The organism is Arthrobacter sp. Y3224055, assembly GCF_059090825.1.
The window spans coordinates 278678-292372 of sequence record NZ_JBNHGB010000004.1 but is presented as its reverse complement, the minus strand read 5'-3'; the positions used below and the strand labels follow the sequence as shown (position 1 = coordinate 292372).

General features: G+C 68.4%; 10 protein-coding genes. All 10 read right to left on the bottom strand.

What is annotated here, in order from left to right; all coding sequences use genetic code 11:
• Positions 1-23: 23 nt before the first annotated feature.
• On the bottom strand, positions 24-1334 hold the full coding sequence (locus tag AC5RTY_RS11870) for an NAD(P)/FAD-dependent oxidoreductase (RefSeq protein ID WP_494139581.1): 1311 nt from the start codon (positions 1332-1334) through the stop codon (positions 24-26).
• Positions 1335-1336: 2 nt separating this feature from the next.
• Positions 1337-1657 carry a 2Fe-2S iron-sulfur cluster-binding protein gene (locus AC5RTY_RS11865; protein ID WP_494002250.1) on the bottom strand — a complete coding sequence of 107 codons (321 nt, stop codon included), beginning with the start codon at positions 1655-1657 and terminating at the stop codon, positions 1337-1339.
• Positions 1658-1681: 24 nt separating this feature from the next.
• The gene (locus AC5RTY_RS11860) at positions 1682-2485 is read right to left on the bottom strand and encodes an SDR family NAD(P)-dependent oxidoreductase (protein WP_494128104.1); all 804 of its coding nucleotides are present in this window, start codon (positions 2483-2485) and stop codon (positions 1682-1684) included.
• Positions 2486-2592: 107 nt separating this feature from the next.
• Complete coding sequence (locus AC5RTY_RS11855; RefSeq protein WP_494024371.1) at positions 2593-4461, bottom strand: PEP-utilizing enzyme; 1869 nt, start codon at positions 4459-4461, stop codon at positions 2593-2595.
• A 148-nt stretch (positions 4462-4609) separates the two neighbouring features.
• Positions 4610-5785 (bottom strand): PEP/pyruvate-binding domain-containing protein, encoded by a 1176-nt coding sequence (locus AC5RTY_RS11850; RefSeq protein ID WP_494139580.1) that lies wholly within the window; start codon positions 5783-5785, stop codon positions 4610-4612.
• 4 nt (positions 5786-5789) lie between these two features.
• Positions 5790-7064: a cytochrome P450 gene (locus AC5RTY_RS11845; protein WP_494002247.1), complete on the bottom strand. Its 1275-nt coding sequence runs from the start codon at positions 7062-7064 to the stop codon at positions 5790-5792.
• Positions 7065-7385: 321 nt separating this feature from the next.
• Positions 7386-8180: an IclR family transcriptional regulator gene (locus tag AC5RTY_RS11840; protein WP_494024373.1), complete on the bottom strand. Its 795-nt coding sequence runs from the start codon at positions 8178-8180 to the stop codon at positions 7386-7388.
• A 201-nt stretch (positions 8181-8381) separates the two neighbouring features.
• Entirely contained in the window at positions 8382-9068 is a 687-nt protein-coding gene (locus AC5RTY_RS11835; protein ID WP_494024374.1) for an HD domain-containing protein, read from the bottom strand.
• Positions 9069-9566: 498 nt separating this feature from the next.
• A complete protein-coding gene (locus AC5RTY_RS11830; protein WP_494024375.1) occupies positions 9567-12530 on the bottom strand; it encodes a phosphoenolpyruvate carboxylase in 2964 nt (987 codons plus the stop codon).
• Positions 12531-12777: 247 nt separating this feature from the next.
• Positions 12778-13554 (bottom strand): SDR family NAD(P)-dependent oxidoreductase, encoded by a 777-nt coding sequence (locus tag AC5RTY_RS11825; protein ID WP_494024592.1) that lies wholly within the window; start codon positions 13552-13554, stop codon positions 12778-12780.
• Positions 13555-13695: the final 141 nt, after the last annotated feature.

Here is a 13695-nt window from a genome sequence, read left to right as displayed (position 1 = left end):
TCGTGCAGCCGCACGGCGGGCAGTCAGTCGTCCGTCGCAATGGTCTTGAGGACGACGGCGGGGTCGGCTGCCGCGTCCGCGGGGATGTTCTGGCCCTTGGCCAGGGCGTTCTTGACCGCCATGAAGTCCAGCGGGGCGTTCACGCAGTCGGCGGCGATGATCCGGCCGTCGCGGTAGTAGAGGACGGAGAACTTGCCGCGCTCGTCGTCGCGGCGGACAACGGTCCGGTCGTAGCCCAGCGTCAGGCCGGCGATCTGCAGCTTCAGGTCCGCCTGGTTCGACCAGAACCACGGGATTCCGGCGTAGTCCTCCCGCCGGCCCATCAGCGAATAGGCGGCGACCTTGGCGTGTTCGATCGCGTTGTTCACACTTTCCAGCCGAATTCGCTCGCCCTCCGGGGAGCCGGGCAGCGGGTTGGGCATGTTGGCCACGTCGCCCACCGCCACCGTGGTTCCGTCGGAGGCCAGCGCGTGCCGGTCGACCACGATGCCGTTGTCCACCTCCAGGCGCAACTGCTCGGCCAGCTCGGTGTTGGGCACGACGCCGATGCCCACCAACACCAGCTGGGCGGCAACGACGGTGCCGTCGTCGAGTCCGACGCCGCCTACCCTGCCCCCGCCGTCCGCCGGCACCAGTTCCCGGATGCGGGAGTTCAACCGGATGTCGAGGCCGCGTTCACGGTGCGCGGTCAGGAAGTAGTCGCTCGTTTCTTCACCCACGGCCCGGCCGATCAGCCGCGGCCCGTACTCAAGCACGGTGACGTTCTTGCCCATCTTGTGCAGGCTGGATGCAGCCTCCAGTCCGATGAAGCCGCCGCCGATCACCACCGCGTCCCGCACGCCCTCCAATTGGGCCTTCAGCGCCAGGGCGTCGTCGGCGTTGCGCAGGTAGACCACGCCGTCCAGATCCGCACCGGGCACCTGGAGCTTGCGGGCCCGGGCGCCCACGGTCAGGGCCAGTCGGCGGAACGGGAACTGCGCCCCGGAGACCGCGTGCGCTACCCCGGAGCCGTCCGCTTCCTTCTCGATCCGCTCAATCCGCTCGCCCTTGACCAGGGCCACGTTGTGTTCCGCCCAGTACTGGTTCGACCGAAAGATCAGCGATTCGCTCTCCACCGTGCCCTGCAGGAACTCCTTGGACAGGGCCGGGCGCTGGTAGGGCCGGTGGTTTTCCTCGCCCAGCAGCGTGATGTGCTCCGTGAAGCCGAGCGCCCGCAGTGAAACGGCCAGTTGGACTCCCGACTGGCTCGCGCCGATGATCAGCAGCCCGGTTTGCACGGCACCCTCCGCCGCCTGCGCGGGGGCCGCCGTCGTCGTTGTGGTGGTGGTTTCCATGATCAGATCTGCGTTTCCGGGGTGGTGACGTACACGTCCTGGCCCTCGGCGAGCTTGAGCTGGCAGGACAGGCGGGAATTCTCCTGGCGGTCCACCGCCGTTCCGTAGAGCATTTCGTCTTCCATGTCTTCCATCTCCGGAAGCTGGTCCATGGTGTCCTCGCGGACGAACACGTGGCAGGTGGCGCAGGACAGCGAGCCGCCGCATTCGGCGACGATGCCCGGCACGCCGTTGCGCACCGCGGTTTCCATGACCGAGTCGCCGGGGTTGCCTTCGACGTCACGGACGGCGCCTTCAGCGTCGGTGAAATGTACCGTAGGCATGGTTCTCCTTCGGGTTGCAGTGGTTCAGATGAACTGGCGGCCGCCGTCGACCACCATGGTTTGTCCGGTGATGTAGGAACTGTCCGGGCCGGCCAGGAAGAGCGCCGCGCCCACGATGTCCTCGGGCTGGCTGGCGCGTTTAAGCGCACCGCGGTCCACGCCGTAGTTCTCGGCGTTCTCCATCAGCCCGTAGCTGGCCTCGGTGAGCGTGAAGCCCGGCGCGATGGCGTTGACGGTGATGTTGCGCCGGCCCAGTTCCTTGGCCAGCACCCGGGTCATCGACACCACGCCGCCCTTCGACGCGACGTAGTGCAGCCACTGCTCCGAGCCGGAGTAGATGGTTGCGGAGGAAAGGTTGATGACGCGGGCGCCGTCGGGCAGGTAGGGGCTGGCGGCTCGGGTCACCAGCCAGGGGCCCTTGAGGTTCACGTTCATGACCAGGTCCCATTCGGCCGGGTCGATCTCCTCGAACGGGGTGCGGGTCACCGTGGCATAGATGGCGGCGTTGTTAAGGACGACGTCGATGCTCCCCTGCCCGAAGTCGGCGCACCGCCGGGCGAGGGCCTCGGTGGAGGCCACGTCGGTGACGTCGGCTTCGAAGGCCTCGGCCTCCGCACCGGTTTCGCGGACCAGTGCGGCAGTCTTTTCGGCACCGGCCAGGTTGGTGTCGGCCGCTGCCACCCGGTACCCGCGGGCCGCGAAGCCCAGGGCGAAGGCGCGGCCCAGCCCTCCGGCGGCTCCGGTGACCAGCACGGTCCGGGTGCCGGGCCCCTGGTCGGGGTTCGGGAAGCCTTGGCCGGCCGTGGCGTCGGGGGGAGGCTGTGTCATCGTCACGCTTTCATGTTCGGTGTGCCGGGCCGGGACCCGCTGGGGGTGCGGGCTTTTCCCGGCCCGGCACTTGGTGTGCTTGAGTCGGCTGCAGTGCTGCCGGAAACTCAGGTGTGGCTGTGTGCTCCCGGCCCGGCGACGGCCGGTTCGGCGGCTTCCTCAACGTCCAGGATCTGCACGGTGCCCTTGGTCCCGTCCACCCGCAGCCGCTGGCCGGTCTTGATGGTGGTGGAGGCCGAGCCGGTGCCTGTCACCGCCGGCAGTCCGTACTCGCGACAGACAATCGCCGCGTGGCTCATCATGCCGCCGATGTCCGTGACGGTGGCCTTGATCTTGCCGAAGATCGGCCCCCAGCTCGGCGCGGTCACGGTGGCCACCAGGATTTCATCCTGCTGCACTTCGGAGAGCTGGTCGGAGTCGTGGACCACCCGCGCGTACCCCTCGACGACGCCGGGGGACGCGGCCATGCCGCGCAGTCCGCCGCCTTCCACTTCTTCGCCCTCGCCCAGCCACTGCTGGACCTGTTCGGTGGTGATGCCCCAGAGCATCCGGGTGAAGGGTTCGGTGATCGAGGCCGGCGGTGTGTTGAGTGCCGGTGCCGGCCGCGCGGTCTTCAGCGCGTCCACAATCTTGCGGCGGCGCTCGATTTCCTCCGGCCAGTAGGTGGGGCCGATCGGTTCGGCGCCCACGCCCCAGCCGGTGACCAGGTCGAAGAGCGCGTCGCGGACCTCGTTCCGGTTCAAGTACAGCAGGTCGTCCGGTTCGGTCCAGAAGCCTTCGGCGTGCAGCATCCGCGACAGCTCGCGGATCTTGCGCCAGAAGACGCCCATGGTCCAGTGCTCGATGTAGAAGTTGTGGTTTTCCACGTACGGGTAGGCGGTCGCGGCCAGCTGGCGCTTGGCGTCGAACGCGGCCAAGGTCTCGCCGTCGAGCAGTTCGCGGTATTCCTCCACGATCCGTTCCTTCTCCGCCACCAGCTCCTCGACCGGGCGCATGATGTGCTGGCCTTCGTCGAGCCGGCGGATGTAGTCGGCGATGTAGCCCAGCGGAATTTCCTGGTGTTCGTTCCAGTACTTGTCGTGCCCGTAGAAGCCGTTGCCCACGGTGAAGTTGAACCACGGGTCCTTGGCTTCCTCGTAGCGGACGATCCAGCGGTCGCCGCCCTCGGAGGCGCGGATCGCGGCCAAGGTGGCATCGACGTCGTCCGTGTTGCCGAAGGCGGACTGCAGGCCCAGCTCCACGGCCAGCTTGGCGAGGTGCTTGAGCTCATCGTCGGGGCGGAAGAGTTCCATGTCCACGCCCTGCACCATGGTGGCGATCGACTGGTCCGGGATGTTCGGGAAGACTTCCTTGCAGAAGTTGAAGAAGTCCAGGTAGGCGATGTAGCCCAGGTTCAGGAACTCGAAGTGGTACTGCCAGTTCTGGTAGGCCAGCTGGATCAGCCGGTCGTAGTTCTCCAGCAGCACCTCGGAGCCGTCCTTGGCCTTGCCCGTGGTGATGTCTTCCATCGGCACCATGTCCGGCAGCTTCTTGAACGAAATGGTTTCCATTTCGTCGATCGTGCCGCGGACCTTCACGTGCCACTGCTTGAGCAGTTCCTCCCAGTTTTGGAAGTAGTGGCCCACGCGCTGCTCGAAATGCGGGACGCGGGCGGCGATCTGGTCCTCCGGCACCGGGATCGGCGACATGTACAGGTAGCCCAGGTGCACCCGGAACTCGATGCCGTTGGCGTTGGGGATCATCAGGTGGCGGGCGTTGTACTGGCCCAGGCACTTGACCGCGAACTCGCCGCCGATGGTCTCGAACGGCTTGTAGACGGTGGGCCAGTGCTGGCTGTCGCAGAACCAGAACTTGGCGTCTTCCTGTTCCTTGAGCTTGTCCTGGAACACCAGGTAATACGGGTAAATCTTCTCCCAGCCCTCGGCGCCGGCGGGCACCGGCAGTTCGGAGGGCTTCGGGAAGGACTTCATAGACATGGCGGTCCTTTCGGTGGCGGCTCTGCATTGAGCCTTCGGTGGGCGGTTCGGTGGAACGGTGGAACCTTGTTGCCTTGCTTCCTTGCGGTGGGGCTGTTGAAGCCTTGCTGCCTTGCGGTGGAACAGGCGGAACAGTTCAGGGCAATGGTCAGGCGGAGGGCTTCAGCAGTGAGGCGGTGATGCTGCCCAGGCTGAAGCCGCCGGTGGCGGTGCCTGCGTTCGCGGCTCCGGCGTTCCCGGCTCCGGCGGGCGCCGCCGTCCCGGGCGCAGCAACCAGGGCCGCGGCGTATCCGCCGGCCCCCGGTACCGCGGACGACGCCGCGACCGGCTTCTTGGAGGAGTGCACGGTCTCCGGCCGGGACTGCAGCAGCAGCAGGTTTTCGCCGTCGGGCAGGTCCCTGTCCAGCGCCCACTCGATGTCCTGCGGGCACTTGTAGTGTTTCTCCGCCCGCTTGGCCATCCGAGCCACCGCGAGCAGTTCGTCGTCGGTCAGGCTGCGCCGGGCCCGCCGCTCGGCGTCGACCTCCCGCTCCACGAGGGTGCGCGCGGCGGCATCGGGGATCAGTTCGGCGTGCTTGTCGCCCAGGTGTTCGGCGACCCGGGCCAGCGTGACCTTGTCCAGCACGATGTTGTCCGGCGTGACCTGCCCCGAGACCACCATTTCGCCGACGCCGTAGGACGCGTCGATGGTGATCTTGGAGCGGTCGCCGTTGGCCGGGTCCAGCGTCATGGCGACGCCGGAGACCCTGGCGTTGACCATCTTCTGCACGACGACGGCCATCGACAGGCCCTGGTCCGGGATGTTGTTCTTCAGCCGGTAGATGATGGCGCGCGAGGTGTAGAGCGATGCCCAGCAGCTGCGGATGTGTTCGCCGACGGCGGCAAAGCCTTCCAGCCAGAGGTAGGTGTCCTGCTGTCCGGCGAAGGAGGCATCCGGCAGGTCCTCGGCGGTGGCGGAGGAACGCACCGCCACCGGGACCGGCGCGTCAAAGCGGGACATCAGGGCGTCATAGGCCTCGACGGTCTGGGCGCGCATGTCGGCCGGTACCGGGCGGGAGCAGATGTCTTCGCGGATGGAGGCGGATACCGCGTCCACCTGGGCGATGTCTTCCGGGTCCAGGCCGGCCAGCAGTTGGTTGATGTGCTCGGTGATCCCGGCTTCCTGCATGAAGCGGTCAAACTGGGCGGTCGTGACGACGAATCCCGGGGGCACCGGCATGCCCGCAGAGGTCATGGTGACCAGCGAGGCGCCCTTGCCGCCGAGGTTCTCGAGCCGGGGCTCGATGCCGCCGTCAAAAAACTGGATAAATTCGTTGCTGCGCATGGGCTTAGGCCTCCCAGCTGACGGGGACGGTTTCGGGGACACGGAAGGAGATGTTCTCGCGGAACTCGATGTTCCCGGGGTTCTCCAGCTTCAGGTTCGGTGCCAGCCGCGCCACCTCTTCCAGGGCGATCTTGGCCTGCAGCTTGGCGAGCATGTTGCCCAGGCAGTAGTGGATGCCGAAGCCGAAGGACAGGTGTTCGCGGGCGTTGCCGCGGGAGATGTCGAACTCCTCGCCGTCTTCGAAGCGGGCGGCGTCGCGGTTGGCGGAGCCCATCAGTAGCAGCAATTCGCCGCCCTCCGGGATCTTGACCCCGCCGACTTCGGTGTCCTTGAGCGCCTTCCTGCGCCAGCCGACGATGGATCCGGAGAAGCGCAGCACCTCGTCGATGGCTGCCGGGATCTTTTTGGGCTCCTCCACCAGTTGCTGCCACTGGTCCGGACGCGCCAGCAACACGCGCAGGGAGTTGGCGATCAGGGTGGTGGTGGTCTCGTGTCCCGCAAACAGCAGGGAGTAGAGGATCGAGGCGATTTCGTGGTCGCTGATCTCCGCCCCGTCCTGCTGGGCCTTGACCAGGTCACCGGTCAGGTTGTCGCCGCCTTCCTCGTGGGCGACACGGACCAGGCGCAGGCATTCCTGCCAGTACTCCACCAGGTTGTGGGCGTGCGGGATCTGCTCCTCGTCGCTGAGGTCGCCCCAGGTCATCGCCGCGCGGGAATCGGACCAGCGCTTGAACGTGTCCACCTGGGAGACGTCGGCGCCGATCAGCGTCAGGATCGTGACCGTCGGGACGGTGTAGGCCAGGTCCTTCACGAGTTCGCCGCGGCGATCGGGGCGGGCCAGCATGGCTTCCAGCTGGTCCACGACGTTCTGCCGGATGAACGGTTCCAGCGCCTTGTAGCGGCGTGGGGTGAAAGCCTTCTGGGCGACGGCGCGGATCCGGGTGTGCTCCGGCGGGCGGCGGGCGGAAAGACCCGAGTATGCGGTGAAGCCGCCCTCTTCCATGATCTTGGTGGCCTGCGGGCCGCGCCGGCGGACCGGTGCCTGGGCGTTCTCGCTGGAGAAGGTCTCCCAGTCCTCGAAAACGGCCTTGATGTCGTCGTAGCGGGAAACCACGTAGTAGCCGACGCGCTCGTCAAACATGACGGGCTGCTCGTTCCGCAACTCCGCGTAGGCCGGGAACGGGTCCTTCATTTGGAACGGCTCATAGCCGTGGTGTCCTGCGGGGGCCTCGGCACCGTGGCCGAACGGGCAAGCTGCCGTTTCGGTCGAAGATGACATCTGGAACTCCTTGGGGTCTGCTCCCGCCGTCGCCGTTGTCGGTTTCAGCGGGCTGATTAGACTCCAGTGTTGCCCACGTCACTCGCGGGGCCTAAGGGGCTCTTCCACTGAGTGGAAACGAATAGTGCTTAGCATCTCGTGGCATGCGGCGGCGTACGGCCCTTGGGCGCGATGTGACTGGCCAGCAATAAGCCCGGGTGGGCTGTTGGGCCGGGCGCCCAGGCCTTGGGCGCCTCATGGCTGCCCGGCAACGACTCATCAGGCATACGCCGTAACGCGTGGTGCGGCGGTCCGGGAATTACCAGGACGTGCGCCGGGCGGTCACGCCTTCCGGGCGATGTGGCTTCCCAGCAAAGACTCCAGCGGGATGTGCGCGGTGGCGCGTTCGATCTGTGCCGAGACACCGCGCAGTGCCGGAAGGTGCCGCGTCATCGTGGCGGCCTGCGACGTCAGCAACACCAACCCCAGCCCGGCGCCGATCCGGCCGGTGTGGAAAACGGGCACGGCGATGGAGCAGGAGCCGAGCCGGACTTCCTCCAGCGTGGTGGCGTAGCCCTGGTCGCGAATCTGGACCAGTTCCTCCGCCAGTCGCCCGGGAACGATGTGCGTGTGGGCGGTGGGACGTTCCAGCTGCCGGTTCAGGTAGGCGGTGCGCACCCACTCCTCCTCGTACGCGAGAATGACTTTCCCGACGGCGGTGGCGTGCATCGGCAGCCGGCCACCGACCCGCGAAGCACGGGGCACGCGCTTGGTGCCGTAGATACGCTCGATGTACAGCACCTCGTGACCTTCCCGGACCGCCAGCTGTGACGTCTCGCCGGTGAGGGAGAACAGGTCCTGCACGAACGGGCGCGCGGCATCGCGCAGTTGCCGGCCGGCATTCTGCGCCAGCTCCCAGAGGCGGATGCCCAGTTGGTAGCGGCCGTTGGCGCCGCGGGAGAGGAAGCCCCATTCCGTCAACTCCGCGACCAGCCGGTGCGTGGTGCTCAACGGCAGGCCGGAACCCTCGGAAATCTGGGTCAGGCTCAGCGCGCCGCGGGATTGCTCGAAGGCTTCAAGGATGGCCAGCACGCGGGACGTGACCGTGCGTCCCGGATCTCGGCTACCGCCGGCCATAGCTGCCTCCCATATTCTGCTGAACCCGGCGCCGCCGGTCGCCGCGCAAAGTGGGGCACCGCCGTCGTCCAAGCAAAGCCGGACACGGCCGTCGTTCAAACGAAGCCGGGCGCCGTCTTCCGGGCAAGCCGGACAGCGCCGCCGTCAGTGCCGCAGAGCTTCACAGGCGGTGCCCTCGCGGCACCCGCCCCGGAACCGAGTCTAGCCGTCGGCCAGCAGCGCCCGGCGCTGCGGCCACAACGTTACCGATTCCAGCGCAGACAGCGCGCGCGCCATGTCCTTGGCCTCCTCGGTGAAGAGATGGCCCAGGACGCGCTGGCTGCAGAGCCGAAGCGCCTGTCCGCGGTCCAGCCCGAACCACTCCATCACGGTGTCGACGCCGTGCGGGCTGAGCCGCCACGTTTTGTCTGCATCCTTGACGATGGCGTCCTCGATCGAGAGGGCCTCCTTGCGCGAGTCGTGCCCGTCGATGATCTCCAGAATGCGCGGAATGAGCACCGGGTCATGGCCGGCATCTTCGAGGATCCCGGCCGCCAGTCGGGCGCCCTCCTTCTCGTGCAGCAAGACGAGGTCGGGCCGGCCGCCGCCGGGGGCGATCGCTGCGAGGACCTGGTCCGCGGGCACCTGCGACCAGCCGATGTCGTGCAGCATGATGGCCGGAAGGACGACGTCGGCATCGGCCTCCGGGTGGGCGGCCAGCAGGGCCTGGGCAAGGCCAAAGGCGTAGAGCGTGTGGGCATCATTGTCGCGGACGGCCAGCAACGGAGCCGCTTGCTGCCAGATCCGGTCCAAGTGCGCATCCAGGTGCACCACGCCGTCCGGCTGGGCCTCGATGGCGGCGGTGACGTCGTGGCCGAACAGGTTGGCGGCAGGCAGCAGCTTCGTCATGCCCACAGCATGACGAGCAATCGCGGCGCGGGCAACCGGGTGGTTCCGCTGGACGGAAGGTGGGCGGGCGGGATGGTGCGCGCGGGCGGCATAGGCGGGGTGAACGGGGCGCTTACCGGGCGGCGGGATGGGACGCGCGGGCGGAAGGCTTGGGCGGGTGGCAGACGGGCGGCTTGCGGGCACCTTGGCGGGCGGAAGGCTTGGGCGGGCCACTTGCGCGCTGCTTGGCCGGGTCGCAGACGGGCGGGTTTGCGCGTGACTTCCCACGTTTAGCCGCATGCTTAAGCATCCTGCCTAGTCAGACGTGGGTGGGTCGGCCAAGACATGGGAAGTTATGGCTAAACATGGGCAGATGTGCGCTGCCAAGCCGCCGAGGATAGGCATCCTGCGCACTCTGACACCGCGAGGCCGCGCGCGGCCGCCAGCGAGGCCGCCAGCCCGGCCCGACGCGCCGCGTAGGCCGCGCGTACAAGCCTCGCCCGTCGCCACACGGCCGCGCTAGCCGGTATTCCGCAATCCCGCGGCGATGCCGTTCACGGTGATCAGCATGGCCCGCTGCAGTGCCTCGTCCGGCTCCGACGTCCGGATGCGGCGCAGCAATTCCACCTGCATGTACGAAATTGGGTCCAAGTACTGGTCTCGGATGTGCAGCGAGCGCTGGAGCACCGGCTGGTTATCGAGCAGTTCGTTCTCGCCGGTCAGCTTCCGGATCTCGGCCACGGTCAGCTCGAACTCGGCGCGGATGTCGTCGAACAGGTGCCGCAACGGCTCAGGCACCAGCGTCGAGACGTAATGCGCCGCGATCTCCAGGTCGGTCTTGGCCAGCGTCATCTCCACGTTCGAGATGAAGGACTGGAAGTAGTGCCAGTTGCTGATCATCTCGCGCAACTGCGGCTGCAATCCGGCGGCCCGGGCGGCCCGCAATCCGCTGCCGACGCCATACCAGCCGGGAACGATCTGCCGCGACTGGGTCCAGCCGAACACCCAGGTGATGGCCCGCAGCTTGCCCAGCCCCTGGCCGGCGGCCGGGCCCGCCTCGGGGTGGTCGGCCGGACGCGAACCGAATTTCACCTCGCTCAGCTGCTCCACCGGCGTCGACGTCCGGACATACTCCGGCAGGTCCGGGTGCCCCACCAGCAGCCGGTAGCGCTCATAGGCCGCGCCGGAAATCGCTTCCATGGCAGCGTGGTAGCGGCCGCGTTCGGCCTCCGAGGTCCGCGGCTCCTGGTGCAGCGCGGAGGCCTGCAGCACCGCCGCGAGCGCCAGCTCCAGGTTTTCCCGGGCAAGCTCCGGCAGGGTGTACTTGTCGGAAATGACTTCGCCTTGCTCGGTGAACTTGATCTCGCCGGCGAGCGCGCCGTTCGGTTGGGCAAGGATCGCGTCGTAGGTGGGCCCGCCGCCGCGGCCGACCGACCCGCCGCGGCCATGGAAGAAGCGCAGCCGCACCCCGTGCCGGGCGGCCACGTCGCGCAGCACCAGCTGGGCCTTGTGGATTTCCCACTGGCTGGTGGCCACGCCGGCTTCCATGTTGGAGTCCGAGTAGCCGAACATGACCTCCTGCAGGTCACCGCGCAGCCGCACGATCCGGCGGTACTGCGGATCCGAGAGCAGGTCGTCCAAAATCTTCCCGCCGCTGCGCAGCGCCTCCACGCTTTCCAGCAGCGGCGCGAAGCCAATCAGCGCCTTAGGCACGGAGCCGTCCAGCGCCAGCAGTCCCGCCTCGCGCGCCAACACCGCGGCGGCCAGCACGTCGTCGGCGCCGCGTGCCCGGGACACGATGTACGTCTCCACGGCGTCCGGACCATACTGGCCCAGTGCCTCGGCGATCGCTCCGAACACCTCCAAGGTGCGTGCGCGCTTCTTTTTCAACAACGACGGCGGTGCCAGCGGTCCGGGCTCGAGCAGCAGCGCGGAAAGCAGCTGCTGCCGCGGTCCGCGGGCCAGTTCGAGGTAGCCGGACGGCGCAGCAGCGTCGGCCGCAGAGTCGGTGCCGCCCACGACTGTCGCCACACCCGCCGGAGCAGCCGCGCCGCCCCCAGCTGTCGCCACAGCCCCCGGCGTAGCCGTACCACCCGAACCCGCCTCGCCACTCGCCGCAGCACCCGAGGCCGCGGTCACGCCGGCCGGGGTCCGCGCGGCATCACGGGCGGCCAGCAGCGCCGCGACCGCCTTGTGGTGCTTCCCCGCGTTGTCCCGGAAGTCCAGGGTGGCCAGGTGCAGCCCGATGGTCGAGACCGCGCGGCGCACTGCGGCCAGCGAACCGTCCGCCACTAACGACGCGGTGTGGGCGCGCAGGGATCGCTCGATCGGCGCCAGATCGGCCAGCACCTCCGCCGTCGAGCTGTAGTCCCGCCCGGGCTCGTGTGGGAGCCGCCGCTGGATCCGGGCGCTGGTGTTGAGCAGCTTCGCCTTGATGCAGGTCAGTTTCAGCCGGTAGGGCTCGTTCGCGTTCAGCTCGCGCACCCTGGTGTCCAGGCCCGGCAGGTTCTCGAGGTCCCTGGCCACGGAATTCAGCAGTTCGTCGCTGGCGGCCACGATCGTCGTCGAGTTGGACAGGACGGCGATCAGGCTGTCCACAAAGCCGATGTTGATCCGCACCGCGTGCTGGTTCTGCAGCTGGAAGACCTCATGCGTCACGTCCACGGTGACCAGCGGGTTGCCGTCCCGGTCGCCGCCGATCCAGGAGCCGAAACGCAGCGGCGCCCGGTCGGCGGGCAGCGTCACGCCATGTTCGGACAGCAGTTCGGCCAGGTCCCCCATCAGCTCCGGCATGGTGTTGTTGAGGATGTTGCCCAGGTAGTAAACGGCGTTGCGCGCCTCATCCACGGGGCTCGGCCGCACGTGCCGCAGCTCGTCCGTCTGCCACATCTGGTCGATGATCTCGGCCAGCCGCCGGTCCTGCCGCCGCCGCGCCGTGCTGCCCTCCGCCGTCGTGGTGGACAGCAGGTCGGAGATGGCGCGCAGCTTGTCCAGCACGGTGCGCCGCGATGCCTCGGTGGGATGCGCGGTGAAGACGGGGCGGACGTCGAGCTGGTTGACCGCGCGTTGCAGCGCCTCGGGCCCCGCTTCCTCGGCAATCTGGGCGACGGTGCGCAGCAACTGCCCGTCTTCCTCCGGCCGGGCACGCAATTGGCGCACCCGGTGCACCTGTTCGGCGGCGTTGGCCAGGTGGAAGTAGAAGGCAAAAGCCCGCACCAGGTCGGTGGCCTCGTCCACGTTCAGCCCCGCGAGCAGTTCGCGGACCTGATCGATCACCTCGCGGGCGGTCCACGGCCCGGTGGCCTCGCCCTCGCCCCGGGCGGCTTCCTTGGACTCCTTGGTCAGCAGCCGCACCTGCTCCACCAGGTGGAGCAGCTCCGGCCCGTGCTGGCGGGCCAGCGATGCCCCCAGCAGCGTGCTCACCCGGCGCACGTCGGCGCGCAGGCTCGCGTCGAGGTCCCGGTCGCGGGCGGCGTGCGGCATGGGTGCGTCCTTTCGCGTCCTGCGGGCGGCTGCGGCGGGCGTGCCGTTCCCGGGGACTCCAAGCTTCGGCACGGTCCACCTCAAGCGTACGACGGCGACGCCTCGCCTTTCGCCGACGGGTTTCGGAGGCGCCGGCTGCCCGCGTCATCCGGCTCGCGCCGGTTACTCCCCCGCCCACCCGGGAGGTGCCGGGAACTTAGGCGCAGCCCGGAAGCGCCGATTACTCCCCCGCCCACCGACCCTTCGGTTACTTGGGCGCCATCCGGATCGCGCCGTCCAGCCTGATGGTTTCGCCGTTGAGCATCGAGTTGGCCACGATGTGCGCGGCCAGCTCCGCATACTCTGCCGGCCGGCCCAGCCGGGACGGGTGCGGCACCTGCCGGCCCAGCGATTCCTGCGCCTGTTGCGGCAGCCCGGCCATCATCGGCGTCTCGAAGATGCCCGGGGCGATGGTAACTACCCGGATCAGCGAGCGCGCCAGTTCGCGGGCCAGCGGAAGCGTCATGGCAGCCACTCCGCCCTTGGACGCGGCGTAGGCGGGCTGGCCGATCTGGCCGTCGAAGGCCGCCACGGAGGCGGTGTTGATGATGACGCCACGCTCGGGCCCGCCCAGTTCGGTTTCCACCGGTTCGGTGGCGGCGATGGCCGCGGCGGCCAGGCGAATCACGTTGAAGGTGCCGACCAGGTTGACCTGTATCACCGTGGCAAACGCCTCCAGCGGCAGGACCCCGTCGCGGCCCAGCACCTTGCCCGGGGTGGCAACGCCGGCGCAGTTGACCACGATCCTCAGCGGTCCCAGCGCCGCGGCCGCCGCCACCGCGGCCTGCACCTGATCTTCATTGGTCACGTCGGCGGGCGCGAACACGGCCCGGTCCCCGAGTTCGGCGGCGAGCTCTTTCCCCTTCGAGCCGGGCAGGTCCATCAGTACCACTGACGCACCGGCGGCATGCAGCCGGCGGGCAGTCGCAGCCCCCAGCCCCGATGCTCCGCCCGTGATCAACGCTACGGTTCCGGCTACCTCCACTGGATCCTCCTCCGGGTCCTCAACACTCATCTCTCCGGCCGCCTGCGCGCCGGCGGCATTGCAACCCTCAGCCTAGTGTGGCCCGGCGCACACCCCGGGCATCGGCGGGCAGATTCCGGCCTGCGCCGCGCCGATCCGCCG